Here is a 22,007-nt window from a genome sequence, read left to right on the forward strand (position 1 = left end):
CAAGGGGCCCCGCGGTCCGCCCCGCGACTCACGAAGCCGTCACACGCACGCCGGCCGGCACGGCCCACCACTGGTCCGGGCGGTCCACGACAGGAGACTTCGGGCCGGTCCCGATGAACCGGGCGAGCCGCAGCAGGTAGGCGGCGATGCCCGACGCCCCCTGCATCCACGCGGTACCGGGCGGCAGCAGGGGGTCGTCGTCGCGGTACTCCAGGAACCGCCAGCGGGCACCCGACGCGTCCTGGATCGCCCGCTCCACGAGAGCGTCGCCCATCGTGCGGGCTCCCAGCAGGAGCGTCTCCGACAACTCCGTGCCCGCGCTGTCCTGCGCGGCGTCCAGGAGGACGTCGCCGACGCCCGCCGTTCCGCAGCAGCGGCCGTCGTTGTCCCAGAACCCGGGGCGGAGCCGTTCGGGCACCCCCGATGTGAGGAGGGAGGTCAGACAACGCCGGCGCAACTCGTCGACCGGGAAGCCGGCCACGTCCGTGACACCGGCGTACGAGAGGGCCGAGAACAGGTGCGAGGTGCCGGCCGGACCGTGGCACCAGGTGTACGTGAGCGGCTCCACCTCCCGCTTCGACGGCGGGATGGTGTGCGGGACGATGAAGCCGTCGTCGTCGAGCAGGCCCACCGACAGGACGTGCCGGGCGCCCTCGACCGCGGCCTCGACGAAGTCCGCCCGGCCGAGTGAAGCACCCGCCACGGCCAGCGCGGCGGCCACCCCGGCGGTGCCGTGGGAGTAGTTCGGCGCCCGCGACGGTGTGGTCGGCGCGATGCCCCAGTCCAGCCCCGCCTCCGTGCGGTCGGCCGCGCGCAGCAGTGCCTCGCCGCCGGTCGTCGCGATCGCGTCGGCGAACTCGCCCCCGGCCCAGACGGCCGTCATGACGACACCCGCGGACCCCATGATGATGTCGTTCAGCGGGGCGTCGGAGCCCGGTTCGAAACCGACGGTCGTCTTCCAGCCGTCGGGGGTCGTCAGGTCGTCCAGCCGCCGAAGGGCGATGGATTCCTCGCCGGGGGCGAGCAGTTTCAACGCCGTGGCGTCGCCGGCCAGCCCGTCGTACAGGGACGGCTCGACGCGGCCCTTCGCCTGCGCGGACAGCCTCGTCACGATCCCGTCGGCCAGGGCTCGTTCCCGCTCGTTCAGGTCACGGTGCTGCGCGATCTCCGCCAGTACCGGCGCCAGGCCCGCGATCCCGGAGTAGAGCGAGTCGCGGTCCTTCGCCGGTGTCGCGTCCCGCCGGTCCCCGGACACCGTCTCGGGGAACCATGGGCCCTCGTCCTCGCGCACCTGGTCCAGTACCCAGGACCACGCCGCCTCGCCCAGCTGCCTGTATTCCTTGCTCGTCGCCACCCGGCAACGTTACAACCAGGCCCGCCCGGCCAGTAGGCCGCGGCTATGGGAGGTGAGGTGGAGCCGGGACGACCGCCGTTCGGCGCCGGGTCACGAGGAACAGCGTCACTCCGCCGACCAGGACGAGTGCGCCGACGGCCAGCAGTATCCGCGGGTCGAGCAGGCCCTCGGTGCAGCTGCCGCCGTACGTCGAGGTGGTGCAGTAGGTGCCGGGGCCGTGTCGGTTGAGGTAGCCGAGGAGGAACAGCGGCAGGCTCGCACTCGACACCAGACCCGGCAGGCCCCGCCAAGCGTCATGGCGCGTCGCGAGCACGATGGTGGCGATCAGTGGAACCGGCAGGATGAAGAGCCCGATCGAGAGCACGCTCAGCAGTGCCAGCAGGTAGGCCGCTCCGGTCAGCGCCCATCCCGTGAAGAGCAGCCAGTCACGTCTCCTGAGGGGCATGGGTCCTTCCTTCCCCTCGGACACGCCTCTTCACCGTGCGGGGACGTACCACTTGGTCTCACCGTCGAGAGGCCGTCGGTCGGGACGGCGATCCATGTCCGGCCGGCCCGACCACCGTTGGCGTTTATCGGCGTGCGTCCGCTGGACCCCTCACGTTACGGTGACGTCGTCCGGGTGCGCAGGCAACGGCTACTTCTCCTGTCAAGAGAGCAACGCGGGTTCGAATCCCGTCGCCGGCCCCGGCCGGTGTCGTCCAGTGGCCCAGGACGCTACGTCGCCGTCGCCGACCCTGATCTCCGGACACCCGACGCGGTCGGCCGTCACGGGGGAGTGGCGGCCGATCCGCAGGACTCCGATGTAATCGATGTAAACGGTTCGTGCGGAGGTGTTCGGCGTCCCGGACGGCTCCCTCATCCGCCCGAACTCTCCCGCACGATCAGCTGATGTCGGGCGACGTGCTCCGCCGATCCCGTGCCCATGTCGGGCCGCTCGATGCGGTCGAGGAGCAGATCGACCGCCGCCCGGGCGATGCCCTCCTTGTCGGGGGCCACCGTCGTGATCGTCGGGATGCTGTACCGCGACGCCTCGATGTCGTCGAAGCCGACCACGTCGATGTCGTCCGGCACCCGCAGCCCTCGGTCGTGAAGTGCGCGTACCGCGCCGAGAGCCAGGTGGTCGTTGAGACACAGGAGTGCGTCCGGCCGCTCGGGGCGCTCGACCAGCTGGGCCGCGGCGCGCGCTCCGTCGAGCCAGTGGAAAGCGTCCACCGGAGCGACGAGATCACCGTCGAACGGCAGGCCGGCGGCTTTCAGGGCCTCGGCGTAGCCGATGGTGCGCAGCCGGTCGGTGCCCTGCCGGCCGCGCAGCGATCCGCCGACCACGGCGATCCGCCGGCGCCCTCGGGCGAGCAGGTGGGCGGTGGCCTCGCGGGCGGCGGCGATGTTGTCGATGCCCACGTGGTCCAGGCTGCCGGGGGTGTGCCGCTCGCCGAGCAGCACGACGGGCAGGTGCTTCTCGTGGTGGTCGAGGTCGCGCTGGCGCAGGGTCAGGGCGCTGAGGATGACGCCGTCGGTGAACTGGGCGTCGAAGCCGTTCAGCGCCGACAGCTCGCGGTCCCTGCGACTGCCCGTCGCGTGGATGAGGACCGTGCAGCCCCTGCGGTCGGCCGCGGCCATCACGTGTTTGGCCAGCTCGGAGAAGTAGGCGACGTCCAGCTCGGGCACGGCCAGAGTGATCATTCCCGAACGGCCGCGCCGCAGTTGGCGGCCCGCGATGTTGACGCGGTATCCCAGTTCCTCGATCGACTCGCGTACGGCGGCCCGCGTCTCGGGCGAGACGTGTTCGAAGTCGTTGATCACGTTGGACACGGTCTTGGGCGAGACCCCCGCGTGCGCCGCGACGTCCTTGATCCTGACCCTTGCCGCCACCTGTGTCCTCCTCAGCCCCCGGCGATCGTATCCGGCCTCACGAAGGGGGTCCCGCGTCGGGGCTCGCTTCGCCCAGGGTATTTACATCGATGTAATCGCATGGTGGCATAGGCGCCGCAACGATCGCCGGCACGAAGCGAGACGCACATGAGTTCTCCCCAGCCCCAGGACGTTCCGCGTCCCGAGTACCCCCGGCCCCAGTTCGCCCGCACGGACTGGCTGAACCTCAACGGCAGGTGGCAGTTCGAGATCGACCGGTCGGACTCGGGTCTCGAACGCGGCCTGCGCGAGCGTGACCTGACGGACGCGATCACCGTGCCGTTCTGCCCCGAGTCGGAACTGTCCGGAATCGGCGACACGGACTTCATGGAAGCCGTCTGGTACCGCCGCACCGTCCGGATACCCGAGCAGTGGGGCGACGCCCGCGTGCTGCTGCACTTCCAGGCCGTCGACCACGACACGACCGTCTGGGTCAACGGCACCGAAGTGGCCCGCCACCGCGGCGGCTTCACCCCCTTCACCGCCGACCTCGACGGCGTCGCCGCACCCGGCACCGAGGCGACCGTCGTGGTCCGGGCCCGCGACACCCGGCACGGTCCCCAGGCCCGCGGCAAGCAGGCGACCTGGTACGCCAACACCCACTGCCACTACACCCGTACCACCGGCATCTGGCAGACGGTGTGGATGGAGCCGGTGCCCCGCGCCGCCCGGCTCAAGCGGCCGCGCATCACCCCCGACCTCGGTTCGGGCGCCTTCCACCTGGAACTCCCCGTCACCGCCAACCTCCCGGGCCACCGCGTGCGGGCCGTGCTCACGAGCGCCGGGGCCGAGGTCGTACGGGCCGAGGCGCGCGCCGATCTGGACCTGTGCCCGCGCCTCACGCTCACCGTGCCGGCCGACGCCGTCCGTCCGTGGTCCCCTGCGGACCCGCACCTGTACGACCTGCGCCTCGAACTCGTCGACGCCGAGGGGTCGTTGGTCGACGCCGCCGACTCCTACGCCGGACTGCGCTCCGTCGCCCTGCGGGGCAAGCAGGTGCTGATCAACGGGGAGCCCGTGTTCCAGCGGCTCGTCCTGGACCAGGGCTACTACCCCGACGGCCTGATGACCGCACCCTCCGACGAGGCCCTCGTCCGCGACATCGAGCTCGGCCTGGCCGCCGGATTCAACGGCGCCCGCCTGCACCAGAAGGTCTTCGAGGAGCGTTTCCTCCACCACGCCGACCGCCTCGGCTACCTGGTCTGGGGCGAGTTCGGCGACTGGGGCTGCGAGACGGGTGTGCGCGACGACAACCAGCAGCCCACCGCCTCGTACACCGCCCAGTGGCTGGAAGCGCTGGAACGCGACTACTCGCACCCCTCGATCATCGGCTGGTGCCCGCTCAACGAGACCTACCAGCACCTGCACGACCGCATCACCCAGCTCGACGACGTGACCCGGGCGATGTACCTCGCCACCAAGGCGATGGACACCACCCGCCCGGTCGTCGACGCCTCCGGCTACGCCCACCGCGTCGCCGAGACGGACGTCTACGACTCCCACTGCTACGAGCAGGACCCGGAGGCTTTCGCCAAGATCATGGGCGGTCTCGCCGAGGACGAGCCCTACCTCAACACCGGTCCCGACCAGGCCGCATGGTCCCTGCCGTATCGCGGACAGCCCTACTTCTGCAGTGAGTTCGGCGGCATCTGGTGGGACCCGCAGGCGGTCGCGACCGCGGCCGGCAACGAGACCGGCGACTCCTGGGGCTACGGCGAACGACCGCGCACCGCAGCGGAGTTCACCTCCCGGTTCACCGGACTCGTGGACGTGCTCCTCGACGACCCGGACATGTTCGGGTACTGCTACACGCAACTCACGGACGTCTTCCAGGAGCGCAACGGCGTCTACGCCTTCGACCGCTCCGAGAAGGTCGACACCACCCTCCTGCGGGACGCCCAGCGGCGCGCCGCGGCCTTCGAACGCCGCTGAACCCCCTGTCTCCGGTCAGGCACCGGTCCTGACCGCTCCCTGCTTTTATAACGATGTAAGGAGGGCTCATGAGCGATCTCCCCCCGAACCCCGGCAACGGCGCCCGTCTCTCCCGGCGCCGCCTCCTCACCGCCTCACTCGCCTCCGCGGGAGCGCTGGCCGCCGGCAGTGCGCTGAGCGGCTGCGGCTCCGCGCTGGCCGCCGACGACACGACCGTGCGCCTCTGGGACCTGTTCAGCGGCGCCGACGGCGGACTGTTCAACACCATGGTCGACGCCGGGAAGCCCGACATGCCGGGCACCCGCATCGACCGGACCGTCCTCGAGTGGGGATCGCCCTACTACACCAAGCTGGCCATGGCCTCGGCCGGCGGCCGAGGCCCCGACGCGGCCATCGCCCACATGTCCCGGCTCGCCGGCTACGCGCCCACCGGCCTCCTCGACCCGTGGGACCTGGACACCCTCGCCGAATTCGGCGTGAGCCAGGACGACTTCGCCGAGGCGGTGTGGGCCCGCACCCAGTACCGGAACCGGACCTACGCGATCCCGCTCGACACCCACCCCTTCATCGTCTTCTACCACCCCGAACCCGCCCGGAAAGCCGGTCTGGTCACCGCCGACGGCACCCTGGACATGGACGCCTTCTCGTCACCCGACCGCTTCCTGGCGGCCGGGCGCGAACTCGCCAAGGCCTCCGGCAAACAGGGCATCGCCTTCGGCTACGTCACCGACGCCTCGCAGGGGTGGCGGCTGTTCTACGGCCTCTACCAGCAGACCGGGGGCCGCTTCGAGCTTCCCGAGGGCGGTCCCGCCGAGGTCGACGAGGACCGCATGGCCGAAGTCATCGCCTTCATGGCCAAGCTCGTCGACGGCAGGACCAATCCGCACCGGCTCGACTACCCCTCCGCGATCGCGGCCTTCGCCAACCGGCAGACCGCGATGATCCTGTCCGGCGAATGGGAACTGGGCACCTTCCGCGCGGCCGACAAGAACGTCGAAGCGGCCCCCTTCCCCACCGTGTTCGGCACCCCCGCCGTCTACGCCGACTCGCACTCCTTCGTCCTGCCCCGCCGCCCGAACGCCGACCCGGCCCACCGCAGGCGCACCCAGCGAGCCGTGGCCGCGCTCCTCAAGGCCTCCCGGGTGTGGGCGACCGCCGGCCACATCCCGGCGTACAGCCCCGTCACCCGCACCGCGGACTACGGCCGGCTGCGACCCCAGTCCCACTACGTCGCCGCCCAGAACCACGTCGTCCTGGACCCGCCCGTGTGGTTCGCGGGCGCCGGCTCCGACTTCCAGAACGCCATGTCGCAGGTCCTCCAGCAGGCCATGCTCGACGGCCTCGCGCCCGACCGCGCGGCCCGCGCGATGGTGCGCCGTCTCAACACCTTCCTCTCGAAGCCCAGCCCGGCCTGACACCGGCCGATCCGCCCGCGCAGGAGGCACAACGATGTCCTCTCCCACCGTTCCACCCCGCACCTCCGCCCGCCCCGCACGCCGTTCCGTTCCGCCGGGCCTGCTCTTCGCGCTCCCCTTCCTCGTCCTGTTCGGCCTCTTCATGGTCTGGCCGCTGGTGCAGGGGCTGTGGATGAGCCTGACCGACACGTCGCTGTCGGCGCACAGTCCCTCGTTCATCGGTGCGGACAACTTCAGCGAGGCACTCCAGGACGCCGAGATGTGGCGCTCGCTCGGTCACACGCTGCTGTTCACCCTGGTCTCGACCGTCCCTCTCGTCGCCGTGGCGCTCGGCATGGCGCTGCTCGTGCACACCGGCCTGCCCGGCCAGTGGGTGTGGCGGCTGGCGTTCTTCGCCCCCTACCTGCTGCCGGTCGGCGTCGTGAGCCTGCTGTGGATGTGGCTCTACCAGCCCGACCTCGGGCTCTACAACCATCTCCTCGGCGTCCTCGGACTGGACGGATACGCCTGGCTGAGCGACGAGTCGGTGGCCCTGTGGGCGATCGTCCTCACCACGCTCTGGTGGACGGTCGGCTTCAACTTCCTGCTCTACCTCGCCGCCCTGCAGTCCATCCCTGACCACCTGTACGAGGCGGCCGCCATCGACGGCGCCGGTGCCTGGCGCCGTCTGTGGTCGATCACGCTGCCCCAGCTCGGGCGTATCACCGGCGTGATCACCGTCCTCCAGATCCTCGCCTCGCTGAAGGTCTTCGACCAGATCTACCTGCTCACCAAGGGCGGTCCGAACAACTCCACCCGACCGGTCATCGAGTACATGTACGACGTCGGATTCACCGGCTACCGGCTCGGTTACGCCTCGGCGATCAGCTACATCTTCTTCGCCCTCGTCCTGCTCGCCTCCGCAGCGCAGTTCGCTGCCCTCCGCCGCCGGGAGAAGTGATCATGGCCACCACCGAACTGCCCGCCGGGCCACCGAGGACGAGTCCGGACACCGCCCGTCCCGGCGCACCGCGCAGGCGGCCGGCCGAGCGTCGTACGGCACCACGCGAAGGCCGGCCCCTCACCCTCGGCGAGAGCCGCACGACCCGTGTCCTCGCCCTCGTCGTCCTCGGCGTGCTGGCCCTCGTATGGCTGCTGCCCATGGCCTGGGCGCTGCTGACCGCCTTCAAGTCGGAACAGGACGCCAGCGACCCGGTCCACTGGTTCTGGCCCGGTTCCGGATTCACCCTGGACCGCTTCACCGACGTGATCACCCGGGGCGACCTGCCCCTGTGGATGTTCAACAGCCTCTTCATCTCGGCGGCCGTCACCGTCATCACCGTCGCCGTGTCCGCGATGGCCGGGTACGCCTTCTCCCGCACCCTGTTCACGGGACGCCGCGCCCTCTTCGCCGTCACCGTCGCCTCGATGCTGGTGCCGCCGCAACTGCTGATCGTCCCCTGGTTCCAGCAGATGCTCACGCTGAACCTGAGCGACACCTACGCCGCGGTGATCCTGCCCCAGACCGTGGCACCGATCATGGTCTTCATCCTGAAGAAGCACTTCGACTCGCTCCCCAGGGAGCTGGAGGAGGCGGCGCGCATCGACGGGGCGGGCCCCTGGCGCATCTTCTGGTCCGTCCTGCTGCCGCTGTCGCGGCCCATGCTCGCCGCCGTCTCGATCTTCGTGTTCATCGGCGCCTGGAACAACTTCCTGTGGCCGTTCATCTCCACCTCCGACCCGTCCCTGATGACGCTCCCGGTCGGCATCACCTCGGTGAAGAACGCGTACGGACTCCAGTACGCCCAGACCATGGCCTCGGCCGTCGTCGCCGCGCTGCCTCTGGTGCTGGTCTTCCTCTTCTTCCAGCGGCAGATCGTCAAGTCCGTCGCCACCACGGGGCTCGGAGGACAGTAGGCCGGGGAGCGGGCGGAGGGGACGGGAGGGGAGCCGCTCACCGCGAGCGGCTCAGGGCATCCGGCCGCTCACGCCACCCGGTCGTGCTCCAGCTCGCGCTTCAGGTTGCGCAGCGTGATCTCGATGTTGCGTGCCTGGAAGGCGGCGAACGTCCTGCCCGACGTGACGACCCAGTCGAAGGCGCGGGCCACGAACGCCGGCCACGTCCGGCGGTCGTCGGTCCACGTCTCCGTCACCCGGGTACCGCCGTCGACCGCCTCGAAGCGGTACTCCCACGTCGCGATCGGAGCCCGCAGCCGGGGGCTGCCGACACCGATCGCGCAGACGCGGAACGCGAAGCGGCTTCCCGGATCCGCCGCCGTGACTTTGCACCGGGTGACCCACCGGAACATCCCGCGCTTGTTGCGTCCGACGAAGGTGGTGCCCAGGGCGGCCGGACCGGCCGGGGACCCGGCCGTCGTGCCCCGGTTCTCCGGACTCCAGCGGCCCATGTCCGCCGGGCTGCTCACCGCCCGGAAGGCGGCCTCGGGCGACACGCCGTCGACGATGATGCTGCTGCTCACGGTGAACACACGGGTCACTGCACGCCTCCCGACCGATCGGACACGAAATTACCGCCGAGTAGGGATCATGGCATGCACGACGCCCCGCGCCCAGGGCAGGGGCGGCGCGAGGCGACGGGATGCCCGACGATCCGCCGCGTTCCACAGGTCGATCTTGGAATGTACGGGGCTTTGGCATTGCTGCACGCCTGGGGGCCTCACACTGGTCCCAGAGGTGCTCCGGGCAATGGTGCTCGGCACGACCGGACCCGGGAACCGTCAGCGATCTCCGTCCTGACCGCTCCCACGTCCCCTGCCCGCTGTCCTCGAAAGGTTTCCCCGCACCATGCCCCTGGCTCTGCTGGCCCTGGCCGTCGTCGCGTTCGGCATCGGCACGACCGAGTTCGCCACGATGGGGCTGCTGCCCCAGATCGCCGACGGAATCGACGTGTCCGTACCGCAGGCCGGCAACGTCGTCTCGGCGTACGCGCTCGGCGTCGTCGTGGGCGCTCCGATCCTGACGGGCATCGGCGCGCGCATCCCGCACAAGCGGCTGCTGCTGCTCCTGACCGGCCTGTTCGTGATCGGCAACGTCGCCTCCGCGCTCGCTCCCACCTTCGGTACCCTCTTCGCCGCCCGCTTCCTCGCGGGGCTGCCGCACGGCGCCCTGTTCGGTGTCGGTGCCGTCGTCGCCTCCCGCCTGGTCGCCCCCGACCGTGCGGCACGAGCGGTCTCGAAGATGTTCCTCGGCCTCACCGTCGCCAACATCGTCGGGGTGCCCCTCGTCACCGCCCTCGGCCAGCACCTGGGCTGGCGGTCCGCGTACGGCGCCGTCGGGGTCATCGGCCTCATAGCCCTGGCGGCCCTGGCCGCCTTCGTCCCGCACCAGCCTCGTGGACAGCAGTCCGGCATCCGCCACGAACTACGGGCCATGGGCAACCGGCAGGTCGCGATGGGCCTGATCACCGCCGTCGTCGGATTCGGCGGGTTCTTCGCCGTCTACAGCTACCTCGTGCCGATGCTCACGCACCTGACCGGCATCTCCGGCACGTCGATCACCTGGGTCCTCGCGCTCTACGGCGTCGGCATGACGCTCGGGACACTGATCGCCGGACCGCTCACCGACCGTGCCCTGCGTCCGACGCTCTACGCCGGGCTCATCCTGCTCACCGCGGGCCTGGTGACGTTCTACTTCACGGTGCACAGCACCGTTCCCGCGCTGCTCACCATCACCTTCATCGGCGCGATGGGATCCCTCATCACCACGCCCGTCCAGATGCTCCTCATGGCCAAGGCGAAGAACGCCCCGACCATGGCGGCGGCCTCGAACCACTCCGCGTTCAACCTGGCCAACGCCGGCGGCGCCTGGCTCGGCGGGCTGGTCATCTCCGCGGGCTGGGGCTGGGCGTCCCCCAACCTGGTCGGCGCGGCCCTCGCCCTGGCCGGTCTCGGCCTCGCCTTCGCGGGCGGTCTCATGGACCGCGGCCAGCGACGGTCCGAGATCATCACGGAAGGCAAGCCCGTGACAGGCCAGGAGACCCCCGTCCACAACGCCTGAGCCGCGGAGGACTACTCGGCCGCACCCTCGGCGGCCGGAGTGGCCGGCCGCGCCGCGGCGGCACCGTTCGCGACCCCCGCCCGGTGCGCCGGCGTCGCGAGTCCGCACGGCGTGCAGCCGGACTTCACGTCCGAACCCAGCGGCACACCGTTGCTGCGCAGTACGTCGCGGAGGTCGAGGATGAGCGGGAACACCTCGTGGTTGCGGTCCTCGCCCTGTTCGTCCCAGGCACGCTGTTCCGCCTCGACCGCCGTCCTGTCCTGGGCGAACACACGCTCCGTGAAACGCCGGATGAGCGGCCACGCGAGGTGCATCGCCCCCGGGACCGGCGGCTTCGCGATCGTCAGCAGGCCGTACGCGTGATTGAGCCGCTGCTCCGCGTCCTCGGGAACGTAGGCCGCCCACAGCGAGAACGCCGGGAGATCCGTGCCCTCGGGCACACCCCGCAGCGTCTGGTACGGGTACTCGGTGCGGATGGTGATGACGTCGGGCGTGTCCCGCCCGCCGACCCCCTCCGCCGACAGCAGACCCGCGCCCCGGTCCTTGCGGCCCCCGGCGGGCACGAACAGATACCGGGCCTCGACGTGCCGGGGCCCCGCCTCGTAGCCGAGCAGTTCGGGCCGGATCCTGCCGAGCACACTCCGGTGCAGGAACTGGTGGTTCATGTCGAGCAGGTTCTCGTGCATGAACGAGTAGTGGCAGCGCACCGTACGCGAGAACGTCATCGTCCGGTGCGCGGGCGAGTGGTACTCGGGCAGCCGAGGGAACGGCGCCGCCTCCGCCAGGTCGGGGTCGCCCGGGAACACGAACACCAGGCCGTACGCCTCGCGCACCGGATAGGAACGCACACCGCGCGGCGGCCGCTCACACCCCTTCGGCAGATAGGGAATCTGCGAGATGCGGCCGTCGCCCCGGTAGGCCCAGGCGTGGTAGCAGCACCGGAGGATGTCGCCTTCGACCACGCCCATGCTCAGCGGCACCTGACGGTGGGCGCAGCGGTCCTCCAGCGCGTGGACGGTCCCGCTGCGCCCCCGGTACAGCGCGATCCGCTGCCCGGCGAACGCCGTCGCGAACGTACGGTTGCGCCGCACCTTCCGCGAGGTCGCCACGGGGTACCAGTGGTCCGGCGCGATCCCGATCCGCCGCAGATCCGGCACCGGCCCCGGCAGGCCGCCGGGACGCCCGTCCACGCGATGCGGCGGGAACGCCCCGGGCGAGGAGGCGGACCGCCGGTCCTGCCGGTCTGCTCCGGGTCGGTCGGGTCGGGCCTCGGTCATGGCTGGGGTCCCTTGCGCTCGGGCGGAAGGTCATGTCCTGCGACGACAGGGGGAACCGCGGCTCCGGACGCAGGGCGTGCACACCCACGACGCCACCACGGGCACCCCCGCACCATGCGCGGTGCTCCGCTCGCCGCCCCGCGGGGCTCCACATCCCTACCGTGGCCGGGGGCCCCACGACCGTCAACCGCGCAGGTGCGCAGGTGTGGCGCACGGGGTCGCCGGTACGGGGCCGGCGGCAGCCGGATGGTCCGGCGCCCTTGGCCGTCCGGGCGTGGCGGTGTTCTGCCCGCCTGATCGCCGGGCCACTGCTCCGAACGGGGGAGAGGGGCGTGGGGCGCCACCACCGCCGAGTCCGCCGTCACGTGCAGCGTCCCTCCGCGTCCGCCGACCGGCCCGGCAGCGGACCCGCGCTCGCCCTTCCGCGTCCGGCCGCCGACGGGGCGTCCCACGCGTACGCCGCATCCGACAACGGATCGGTCGGCGGAGACGCGGCCGACGTCCTCGGTGACGCGAAGCCCGTGGTGTGGACCTGCGCGCTGAAGCAGGCCTACGTTCCGGCGCGTTGACACGACGGTTGCCCAGCGGTCGAAAGCCGCCTCACTCCGGTGAGGCGGCTTTCGCGTGCCGGAAGGCGCGCAACCGTTTGCGTGTGGTCGACGCGGAGATCGACCCCTTGAACGCCCTACGTCTACGCAAGAAATTGCGTGAATTGCGTTCGCTTGCGGGTGGGCTCGAACGTCCCGGGGCGGCACGCGTGAGAGTGGGTGCCGGGGGAGGGTAGTCCAAGGGGTGCTCGACCGTCCCATCCGACCGAAATGCTGTCGACAGGTCATATGGCCGACGTGATGCGGGAGTTGGAGTCCTCCCCCCGCGGCTCCTTCCGTCACGTGCTGTCGGCGGCTTCCTGTTCGTTTTTATCCCCGCTGGTTCGAAGCCACGCACGTCACGCTTCCGTGGTCGAGACGCCCGTGCGCCCGGTGAAACTTGTGCCGCACGGACCGTAGACGGACTCGCATTGCTCTGCAATATTGCGATGAAACATTGCAAGAACCTGCGTGTGCGTCCTCCTTGGGGGGCGCGCACAGCTCCAGGGGCGACCGCTTCAACCGTCCCGCCCGTCGAACCGCGCCATCGCTCTGCCCAGGAACGAGCCGACCTCGCCGCCCCTCCGGCGCGCGAACCTCCGCAGGGAGTGACCCCGCATGACTCGATACAAGCCGAGATCGTGGAGACGACGCGCAGCGACCGCTGTGCTCGCCTCGACGGTCATGGTTCTAGGCCTGCCCGCCGTAGGCGCCACCGCGGCCGGTGGTCCCAACACCGCCGCGGACGCCCCGACCAAGGCCGGCAGCGCCCGTGACGCCCACGCCGCCGCCAACGTCACCGACGGCGACCTCGACACCTACTGGCAGGCCGGAAAGAAGTCCGCCCAGTGGGTGCAGACCGACCTCGGGCGCACCCAGCGCGTCCGCCAGGTCGTGCTCCGGCTGCCCGAGCACTGGCAGACCCGCAAGCAGACGCTCGCGCTGCAGGGCAGCGCCGACGGGAAGAGCTTCGCCACGCTCAAGTCGTCGGCGCGGTACGTCTTCAGCCCCGGCAACGACAACACCGTGAAGGTCTCCTTCCCCGCGACCCTCGCCCGGTACGTCCGCGCCGACTTCAGCGACAACTCGGTCGCCTCCACCGCCCAGCTCGCCGAGATGCAGGTGCTCACGGCCGCCGCGTCGACCCCCAACCTCGCCCAGGGCAAGCCCTTCACCGAGAGCGGCCACGCCGACGTCTACGGCGCGGCCAACGCGGGTGACGGCAACCGGGCCACCTACTGGGAGAGCAAGAACAACGCCTTTCCGCAGTGGATCCAGGTCGACCTCGGCTCCTCGGTCAAGGTGAACCAGGTGGCCCTGCGGCTGCCCAGCGGATGGCCGAGCCGCAGCCAGACGCTCAAGATCCAGGGCTCCACCGACAACCAGAACTTCACCGACCTCACGGCGTCGAAGGCGTACACCTTCGACAGCGGCACCGACCAGTCGGCGACCATCAGCCTCGACACCACCACCACGCGCTACGTACGTGTGCTGGTCACCGCCAACACCGCATGGCCGGCAGGGCAGTTGTCCGAGCTGGAGGTCTACGGACCCGCGACCGGCGACACCCAGGCCCCCACCGCGCCCTCGAACCTGAGCTACACCGAGCCGGCCACCGGGCAGATCAAACTCAACTGGAGCGCGGCGACCGACGACACGGCCGTCACCGGGTACGACGTCTACGCCAACGGCCAGCTCCGCGCGAGCGTCGCCGGGAACGTCCTGACGTACACGGACACGCAGCCGGCCGGCTCCGACATCACCTACTTCGTGCGGGCCAAGGACGCGGCGGGCAACGTCTCCGCCAACAGCAACAGCGTCACCCGCAAGGGATCGGGCGGCGACACCCAGGCGCCCACCGCGCCGGGCAACCTCGCCTACACGCAGTCCGGCAGCGACGTGAAGCTCACCTGGCAGGCGTCGAGCGACAACGTCAAGGTCACCGGCTACGACGTCTACGCCAACGACCAGGTCGTCAAGTCCGTCGCGGGTGACGTCCTGACGTACACCGACACGCCGTCCGCGGCGGCCACCGTCACCTACTACGTCAAGGCGAAGGACGCCGCCGGGAACACGTCCACGGCGAGCAACAGCGTCACGCGGACCGGCTCCGCCGGCGGCGGCTCCAACCTCGCCCAGGGCAAGCCCATCGACGCCTCCTCGTCGACCTTCACGTTCGTCGCGGCCAACGCCAACGACGGCTCGACGAGCACCTATTGGGAGAGCGGCGGCGGCGCCTACCCGGCCACCCTCACCACCAAGCTGGGTGCCAACGCCGACCTGAGCCAGGTCGTCGTGAAGCTCAGCCCGGACTCGGCGTGGGCCACGCGCACAGAGAACATCCAGGTCCTCGGCCGCGACCAGGACGCGACGGCCTTCACCAGCCTCGCCGCGGCGAAGGACTACACGTTCAACCCCGCGAGCGGCAACACCGTGACCATCCCGGTCTCCGGCTCCGCCGCCGACATCCAGCTCAAGGTCACCTCCAACACCGGCGCCCCGGGCGCGCAGGTCGCCGAGTTCCAGGTCATCGGCACCCCCGCCGCCAACCCGGACCTCAAGGTCACCGGCATCACGAACTCACCGGCGGCTCCCGTCGAGTCGGACGCGATCAGCCTCACCGCGACCGTCACCAACAGCGGCAGCAAGGCGTCCAAGGCCACCGACCTGAACTTCACCCTCGGGGGAACGAAGGTCGCCACGGCGGACGTCCCGGCGCTCGCCGCGGGCGAGACGAAGACGGTCACCGCGAGCATCGGCGCCCGGGACGCGGGCAGTTACTCCGTCGGCGCCGAGGTGGACCCGTCGAACAAGGTTATCGAGCAGAACGACGCGAACAACGTCTTCACCCGCTCCGACGCCCTCGTCGTCAAGCCCGTCTCCAGCTCCGACCTGGTCGCCGCCCCCGTCGCCTGGAGCCCTTCCAGCGCCTCGGCCGGTGACGACGTCAAGTTCACCGTCGCGATCAAGAACCAGGGCAGCATCGCCTCCGCGGCGGGCGCCCACGGCGTCACCCTGACGGTCCTGGACTCCAAGGGCGCCACGGTCAAGACGCTCACCGGTTCCTACAGCGGCGCCATCGTCGCGGGCCAGACGACCGCACCGGTCAGCCTCGGCTCGTGGACGGCCGTCAACGGCAAGTACACCGTCAAGACCGTCATCGCCGACGACGCCAACGAACTCCCGGTCAAGCGCACCAACAACACCACCAGCCAGGCCCTGTTCGTCGGCCGCGGCGCCGACATGCCGTACGACATGTACGAGGCGGAGGACGGCACGGTCGGTGGCGGTGCCAAGGTCGTCGGCCCGAACCGGACCGTCGGCGACATCGCAGGCGAGGCGAGCGGCCGCAAGGCGGTGACCCTGAGCGGGACCGGCCAGTACGTCGAGTGGACCACCCGCGCGGCCGCCAACACCCTGGTGACACGCTTCTCGATCCCGGACGGCACCAACACCACGCTCAACGTCTACGTGGACGGCCAGTTCCTCAAGGCCATCGACCTCACCTCGCAGTACGCCTGGCTGTACGGCAGTGAGACCGCGCCCGGCAACTCGCCCGGCTCCGGCGCCCCGCGCCACATCTACGACGAGGCGAACCTGCTGCTCGGCAAGACCGTGCCGGCCGGTTCCAAGATCCGGCTGCAGAAGGACGCCGCCAACACCTCCACCTACGCCATCGACTTCGTCAACACCGAGCAGGCCACCGCCGCCGCGAACCCGGACCCCGCCGCCTACGCGGTCCCCGCCGGCTTCACGCACCAGGACGTGCAGAACGCGCTCGACAAGGTCCGTATGGACACCACGGGCAAGCTCGTCGGCGTCTACCTGCCGGCCGGCGACTACGAGACCGCCAGCAAGTTCCAGGTCTACGGCAAGGCCGTCAAGGTCGTCGGAGCCGGGCCGTGGTTCACCCGCTTCCACGCCCCGTCCTCGCAGGAGAACACCGACATCGGCTTCCGGGCCGAGGCGACCGCGAACGGCTCGACGTTCGCCGGATTCACCTACTTCGGCAACTACACGTCCCGGATCGACGGCCCGGGCAAGGTGTTCGACTTCTCCAACGTCTCCAACATCACCATCGACAACGTCTGGGTCGAGCACATGGTGTGCCTCTACTGGGGCGCCAACACCGACAGTGTGACCATCAAGAACTCCCGTATCCGTGACACGTTCGCCGACGGCATCAACATGACGAACGGCTCCACGGACAACCACGTCGTCAACAACGACGCCCGGGCCACGGGCGACGACAGTTTCGCGCTCTTCTCGGCGATCGACTCCGGCGGCGCGGACGAGAAGAACAACCTCTACGAGAACCTCACCTCGACCCTCACCTGGCGAGCGGCCGGTATCGCCGTCTACGGCGGATACAACAACACCTTCCGCAACATCCGCGTGGCGGACACCCTGGTGTACTCCGGCATCACGATCTCCTCGCTGGACTTCGGCTACCCGATGAACGGCTTCGGGACCGACCCCACGACGATCGAGAACGTCTCCCTTGAGAGGACGGGCGGCCACTTCTGGGGCTCGCAGGTCTTCCCCGCCATCTGGGCCTTCTCCGCCTCGAAGGTGTTCCAGGGCATCCGGGTCAACGACGTCGACATCGACGACTCCACCTACGGAGGCGTCATGTTCCAGACCAACTACGTCGGCGGCCAGCCGCAGTTCCCGGTCAAGGACACCATCTTCACCGACATCTCCATCACCAACTCCAAGAAGAGCGGAGACGCGTTCGACGCCAAGTCCGGGTGGGGTATCTGGGCCAACGAGCTCCCCGAGCCCGGTCAGGGCCCCGCGGTGGGCGAAGCGACCTTCCGCAACTTGCGGATGAGCGGCAACGCCCAGGACATCCGTAACACCACCAGCACGTTCAAGATCAACGTCGAGTAGACCGGCACGGCACGGAACAGCGCGGGGTCGCCCTTCGGGAGGGCGGCCCCGCGCTGCCGTGTTCCGGAGGGACCTCGCCCTGAGCGCTGCGTGCGTCGGCGGGGCACCGTACCGGGAGCGGTCAGCCGGTGACGTCGATGTGCTTGGCGAGCGCGGTGACGCTCAGGTCGCCGTGGTCGACCCATTCGGGGAAGGCGAGGGTCTTGTGCCGGGTGGCGGCGGGCGGCGTGATCTCGAGGTAGGCCGCGTGAACCGCCTGGGACGTGCCGGTGTTGGCGTGCGTCCAGGAGACGACCGCTTCGGCGCTCTCGCCGTCCTTGAGCGTGAGGGTCTTGGTTCCCGGGTCGGCGGCGTACCAGGTGTCTCCCCAGTGCGTGTGGGACGACAGCGTCCTGTGCGCCCCGTTCTCCAGGCCCAGCCCCGGGAACCCGCGCAGCGCACAGGTGGTGCCGCTGAGATTGCGAAGCCTCACGACGACGCCCTGGTGATTCATGCCGCCGGCCAGCTTCTCGCCGAAGGTCCCCTTGAGCGCCGAGGCGGCACAGGTCGGTGTGGCCTTCGCGGCACCGGCGCCGCTGCCGCCCGCCGCCTGAGCGACCCCCGCTCCGGTGAGGCCGAGCGCGGCGGCGGCGGCCGCCGCGAGGGCGGCACGGCGCAGCCGGCGGTCCGGGCGGCTGTCCCCCGTGGAACCGGAGACGCCGGTCTGGTCGGCGGTGCTGTGGCGGTCGCTCATGAGCATGCTCTCCACTCGTGTTCGTCGACGCGGGCCGTACGCCGCACCCGCGTCGCCCTGTGGTGCCGTACACGAGGTCCGATGAGCGACTGAGCGGAAAAGTTCGCTGGAGACCGAAAAAAGTTCGGATCCGTCCGTATGGCTCCGGCTCAGCTCACCGTGGCGGGTCCGTCCGGGCGAGGTCGACGTCGTCGAAGAGCTCCAGCATCCGGCCCAGTACGTGGAGGCACGCGTCGACGTCGGCGCCGGTGAGGTCGCCGCCGGTCCGACGCAGGAGTTCGTGCTCGCGGGTGGTCACCTCGGTGATCGCGGTGTGGCCGTGGGCGGTCAGCCGGATCAGCGAGGAGCGCTGGTGTGCGGGATTCGGGATGGTCTCGACGAGGTGGCGTGCTGCGGCCTCGTTGACCATCCGCTGGACGAACTGGCGGCTGAGCGACTGGGCCCGGCCCATCTGGGGGACGGTCATCGGTCCGTGCTCACGCAGGAGATCCAGCACGGCGCGGATGCCGGCGGACAGGTCCGGCGCGGCGTCCTGCTCGATCTTGCGCTGGACGCGCCGGTAGAGCGGCCCGACCAGAGCGAAGACCTCCATGAGCCGCTCGGGGAGTTCGTCGGGAGCGAGGGGGCGGGAAGCATCGGTCACGCTCCCATCATGACACTCGGGTTGTCATGATGGCATCGCTATGACACCTTGGTTGTCATGACTGAGACCACGCATCGCGTCCAGCCCGCACGGCCCGTGCCCGCGTTCGACACCTTCGCGTCGGAGGACGGCCTCCTCGCCTATCGCGACGAGGGGCCCCGCTCGGGCCGGCCGCTGGTCCTGCTGCACGCGGGGTTCGCGGACCACACCGAGTTCGACAACCTGGTTCCCCGCCTGGTCGAGCACGGTTACCGGGTCGTCGCGCCCGACGCCCGAGGTCACGGCTGGTCCGCGAACGCGAGCAGGCCGTTCCGTCAGACCGACGACCTCGCCGCTCTGCTGGACCACCTCGACCTCGCGGCTCCGGCGGTGCTGGTCGGCGTCTCGATGGGCGCGCTCATCGCCATCGACACCGCCCTCGAACATCCCTATCTCGTAGCGGCGTTGGTGGTGAGCGGCCGAGGTCTGGGTGAGCCCCGCATGGAGGACCCCTGGTCGGCGGCCCGGCAGGAAGCCCAGGCGAAGGCGCTGGCTGTCGGTGACATCTCCGGCTGGCTGGACGGCCTGGCCCACTGGGCGGCGGGCCCCTCCCGAACCCCTGAGGATCTCGACGCCGAAGTGGTGCGACACCTGCGGGAGATGGCGACCCGCACGCTCGTCAAGCACACCCCGGACGAGCCGGACCGCACCGTCGCGGTGTCCGACGTGCCCGCGCGGGCCGAGGGCATCGCCGTGCCGGTCCTGGCCGTCAACGGCACCCTGGACGCACCCGCATGCCTGGAGACCGTCACCGCTCTGATGGGGGTCGTCCCGCACGGGCGGACCGTCGCCATCGAGGGAGCCGGTCATCACGCATCGCTGGAGTGCCCGGAACGGTTCGCCCGCGTTCTCGTTGACTTCTTGGACGAGGTGCACGGCGAGGCGGGCCGTCGTTGACGCGGTACAGGGCCGGACTGCCCGCCCTTCCGGTGCTCTTGGGGTCGGTGCACCCGTAGTTCGTGCACCGTGAGGCGGCTGGTACAGTGGATCTTGAGCTGAACGGCGGAAGCCCGCAGGTTCACGATGCGTCGGTGGTCCAAGGAAAGACGCCCCACTTCCTGTGGGGAGATGCAGGTGCAAGGCCTGCCCGGCGCTCTGTGAAGGCCCTGTCCCCCATGGTGGGGGCAGGGCCTTCTGCTGTCCGCGGTGATCCGGACTCGGTCGCGTCACACGGCTGTTACCCACTTTCGGGTGACGATGAAATGACGGCCGGGGTGGCGGGACCTGGCGAAAGTGGACCCGTGACCGGCGGTGGCAACGGATCGTCGGCCACGCGGGCGTCAACCTGGTGCCTACACGACTTAGATGGACGCTGCAATCAAGCGTCACGGAAATGTAGTTGAACGGAAACGCGCTCCACGTCTCGTTCACATCGCGGCGATGTGGTGGGCAAGGTGTGAATGCGCGGTCGACCGACCGCCACCCGCACGCCGCACGACCGGCCCGTATTCCTGCCGGCTGTGCCCGCACGATGCAGGGGGAACCTGTGACCGTATCCGTGACTGCCCGCCGTCTGACCGCTGCCGCGCTGACCACCGCGGCCGTGACCGCGGCCATCGCGGTGCCGGCGTCCGCCGCCGACCACCGCCCGCACCGGCAGAGTGTCGAGATCAGCCGAGTGCAGTACGACTCCCCGGGTCGTGAGGACCGCTCCAACCGCTCCCTCAACCAGGAGTGGGTGGAGATCACCAACAACACCCGGCAGGCCGTCAACCTGGACGGCTGGACCCTCTCCGCCCGGGACGGCCGCACCTACACCTTCCACCACTACCGCCTCGACGGCCGCTCGACGGTCCGCGTCCACACCGGAGTCGGCCACGACACCCGCCGTGACGTGTTCCAGGACCGGCGCAACTACGTCTGGGACAACCACGCCGACACCGCGACGCTGCGCAACGACCACCGCCGCTTCGTCGACGACGCCTCGTGGGGGCGCCGCCACCACGACGCGCGCCGCTAGCCGTACCTGAACCGTCACCGTAGGCCGTGGATGCCCACGGCCGCGGTGGGCGGGGCGTGGCACGCGATTTCTGACGGGCGGTGGAGTGTTCCGGGCCGGTGACTGCCTAGGGGCGCTCCACCGTCCGTTGTTCCGCCTCGGTGGTCCGACGGGCGGTGATCTCAACCATGGGCGCGCTGGGCGGCCTTGTCGCGAAGGCTGCGTCTACGAGGCCGGCCCGGGGGCACCTGTGAGGGGGGTTCGTCGAGGGGAGACGCACATGCTGGAACGTTCGCACGGCCGCACCGTGCCCGCGTGGGCGCGGCCGGGTGCACGGTGGGGGCCGTGGGTGTACGGGCCGCTGCTCTGTATCAGTGTCGGACTCCTGGTCCTGCGGATCACGGACGGTGCCGGCGCCGCGAGCATCGTGTGGAGCTCGCTCCAGGTGCTGCTGTGGGTGGTGCTGTTGGCCGGCAACCTGGCGGCTCGGCGCGGGAACCGAGAGACGTGAGCGCCCCGTGCTCCCCATCTCCTGAAGGCGAGGCCGCCCCGGACGCCGGCCGAGGTCGAAGCCGACGTCGATGTCGGCGCCGGGTGCGAGACTGCCCGGCATGATGGATCACGACGCCAAAGCCGATCTGCTCCGCTACTTGCAGGAAGCCCGGGACTCCTTGGTGTGGAAGGTGGAGGGGCTGGGGGAGTACGACGTCCGGCGCCCCCTCACACCGACGGGGACGAACCTGCTGGGCCTGGTCAAACACCTCGCGGGCGTGGAGTTGGGCTACTTCGGGGACACCTTCGGGCGGCCGTTCTTCGACGAGGAGCCGCCGGCGTGGTGGTACACGGAGGACGCCGAACTCAACGCCGACATGTGGGCGACTCCGCAGGAGTCGCGTGAGCAGATCGTCGGCCTGTACCGACGAGCGTGGGAGCACTCGAACGCCACGATCGCCTCACTGACGCTGGACGCGGTCGGCCGGATCCCCTGGTGGCCGGCGGAGCGCAGCGAGGTGACGCTGCATCACGTCGTCGTGCGGGTCCTGGCGGAGACCCAACGACACGCCGGTCACGCCGACATCGTGCGCGAGCTCGTGGACGGGTCCGTCGGCGACAAGAAGGGCGGTGGCAACGTTCCGGACGGCGACCAGGCGGAATGGGAGCGCTACCGGGACCGACTGGAGCAGGCGGCACGGGAAGCCGGAGACAGCTGAGCCCGCCCTGCCGCTGCGGCCCTCCCGGCCCGTGAACCAGAGGTGAACCCCGCGGCAATCCCCGCACAACCTCAGCC

18 protein-coding genes and 1 tRNA gene are annotated in these 22,007 nt (G+C 70.3%); 12 read left to right on the forward strand and 7 right to left on the reverse strand.

Annotation, left to right across the window (positions count from 1 at the left end; all coding sequences use genetic code 11):
* Positions 1-28 precede the first annotated feature (28 nt).
* Positions 29-1,354: a lanthionine synthetase LanC family protein gene (locus OG406_RS37595; RefSeq protein WP_329190232.1), complete on the reverse strand. Its 1,326-nt coding sequence runs from the start codon at positions 1,352-1,354 to the stop codon at positions 29-31.
* 43 nt (positions 1,355-1,397) lie between these two features.
* A complete protein-coding gene (locus OG406_RS37600; protein WP_267051912.1) occupies positions 1,398-1,799 on the reverse strand; it encodes a hypothetical protein in 402 nt (133 codons plus the stop codon).
* Positions 1,800-1,967: 168 nt separating this feature from the next.
* Between OG406_RS37600 and OG406_RS37605 the strand changes: the two genes are divergently transcribed.
* Positions 1,968-2,039 (forward strand) — tRNA-Ser (locus OG406_RS37605).
* A gap of 170 nt (positions 2,040-2,209) precedes the next feature.
* Here OG406_RS37605 and OG406_RS37610 read toward each other — a convergent pair.
* Positions 2,210-3,226 (reverse strand): LacI family DNA-binding transcriptional regulator, encoded by a 1,017-nt coding sequence (locus tag OG406_RS37610; RefSeq protein WP_329190234.1) that lies wholly within the window; start codon positions 3,224-3,226, stop codon positions 2,210-2,212.
* Between the two features lie 147 nt (positions 3,227-3,373).
* Between OG406_RS37610 and OG406_RS37615 the strand changes: the two genes are divergently transcribed.
* From OG406_RS37615 to OG406_RS37630, 4 genes are all read left to right on the forward strand, one after another.
* Positions 3,374-5,197 (forward strand): glycoside hydrolase family 2 protein, encoded by a 1,824-nt coding sequence (locus tag OG406_RS37615; RefSeq protein WP_329190237.1) that lies wholly within the window; start codon positions 3,374-3,376, stop codon positions 5,195-5,197.
* Positions 5,198-5,265: 68 nt separating this feature from the next.
* A complete protein-coding gene (locus OG406_RS37620) occupies positions 5,266-6,612 on the forward strand; it encodes an extracellular solute-binding protein (RefSeq protein ID WP_329190239.1) in 1,347 nt (448 codons plus the stop codon).
* 34 nt (positions 6,613-6,646) lie between these two features.
* On the forward strand, positions 6,647-7,552 hold the full coding sequence (locus OG406_RS37625) for a carbohydrate ABC transporter permease (RefSeq protein WP_329190241.1): 906 nt from the start codon (positions 6,647-6,649) through the stop codon (positions 7,550-7,552).
* 2 nt (positions 7,553-7,554) lie between these two features.
* Entirely contained in the window at positions 7,555-8,508 is a 954-nt protein-coding gene (locus OG406_RS37630) for a carbohydrate ABC transporter permease (RefSeq protein ID WP_329190244.1), read from the forward strand.
* A 68-nt stretch (positions 8,509-8,576) separates the two neighbouring features.
* On the opposite strand, the gene OG406_RS37635 is transcribed toward OG406_RS37630, so the two are convergent.
* The gene (locus OG406_RS37635) at positions 8,577-9,089 is read right to left on the reverse strand and encodes an SRPBCC family protein (protein WP_267051913.1); all 513 of its coding nucleotides are present in this window, start codon (positions 9,087-9,089) and stop codon (positions 8,577-8,579) included.
* A gap of 307 nt (positions 9,090-9,396) precedes the next feature.
* On the opposite strand from OG406_RS37635, the gene OG406_RS37640 reads away from it, so the two are divergent.
* Positions 9,397-10,608 (forward strand): MFS transporter, encoded by a 1,212-nt coding sequence (locus tag OG406_RS37640; RefSeq protein ID WP_164369714.1) that lies wholly within the window; start codon positions 9,397-9,399, stop codon positions 10,606-10,608.
* Between the two features lie 11 nt (positions 10,609-10,619).
* On the opposite strand, the gene OG406_RS37645 is transcribed toward OG406_RS37640, so the two are convergent.
* Positions 10,620-11,885, reverse strand: coding sequence for an aromatic ring-hydroxylating dioxygenase subunit alpha (locus tag OG406_RS37645; protein ID WP_329190249.1), 1,266 nt, complete (start codon positions 11,883-11,885; stop codon positions 10,620-10,622).
* A gap of 332 nt (positions 11,886-12,217) precedes the next feature.
* Between OG406_RS37645 and OG406_RS37650 the strand changes: the two genes are divergently transcribed.
* Positions 12,218-12,454, forward strand: a complete 237-nt coding sequence (locus tag OG406_RS37650) for a hypothetical protein (RefSeq protein WP_329190252.1) — start codon at positions 12,218-12,220, stop codon at positions 12,452-12,454.
* A gap of 636 nt (positions 12,455-13,090) precedes the next feature.
* The gene (locus OG406_RS37655; protein WP_329190254.1) at positions 13,091-17,365 is read left to right on the forward strand and encodes a discoidin domain-containing protein; all 4,275 of its coding nucleotides are present in this window, start codon (positions 13,091-13,093) and stop codon (positions 17,363-17,365) included.
* Positions 17,366-17,486: 121 nt separating this feature from the next.
* On the opposite strand, the gene OG406_RS37660 is transcribed toward OG406_RS37655, so the two are convergent.
* Both OG406_RS37660 and OG406_RS37665 read right to left on the reverse strand, forming a co-directional pair.
* Positions 17,487-18,098: a DUF4232 domain-containing protein gene (locus tag OG406_RS37660; RefSeq protein ID WP_329190255.1), complete on the reverse strand. Its 612-nt coding sequence runs from the start codon at positions 18,096-18,098 to the stop codon at positions 17,487-17,489.
* Between the two features lie 154 nt (positions 18,099-18,252).
* Entirely contained in the window at positions 18,253-18,690 is a 438-nt protein-coding gene (locus tag OG406_RS37665; RefSeq protein WP_164369893.1) for a MarR family winged helix-turn-helix transcriptional regulator, read from the reverse strand.
* Between the two features lie 108 nt (positions 18,691-18,798).
* Between OG406_RS37665 and OG406_RS37670 the strand changes: the two genes are divergently transcribed.
* The 4 genes from OG406_RS37670 (at position 18,799) to OG406_RS37685 (ending at position 21,930) form a co-directional block, all read left to right on the forward strand.
* On the forward strand, positions 18,799-19,677 hold the full coding sequence (locus tag OG406_RS37670; RefSeq protein WP_329190257.1) for an alpha/beta fold hydrolase: 879 nt from the start codon (positions 18,799-18,801) through the stop codon (positions 19,675-19,677).
* A gap of 601 nt (positions 19,678-20,278) precedes the next feature.
* The gene (locus OG406_RS37675; RefSeq protein WP_267052154.1) at positions 20,279-20,740 is read left to right on the forward strand and encodes a lamin tail domain-containing protein; all 462 of its coding nucleotides are present in this window, start codon (positions 20,279-20,281) and stop codon (positions 20,738-20,740) included.
* A 259-nt stretch (positions 20,741-20,999) separates the two neighbouring features.
* A complete protein-coding gene (locus tag OG406_RS37680) occupies positions 21,000-21,230 on the forward strand; it encodes a hypothetical protein (protein WP_164369720.1) in 231 nt (76 codons plus the stop codon).
* Positions 21,231-21,330: 100 nt separating this feature from the next.
* Entirely contained in the window at positions 21,331-21,930 is a 600-nt protein-coding gene (locus OG406_RS37685; protein WP_329190260.1) for a DinB family protein, read from the forward strand.
* The last annotated feature ends 77 nt before the right edge of the window (positions 21,931-22,007 follow it).

Origin of the sequence: Streptomyces sp. NBC_01428 (genome assembly GCF_036231965.1) — a bacterium.
Lineage (GTDB): Bacteria > Actinomycetota > Actinomycetes > Streptomycetales > Streptomycetaceae > Streptomyces.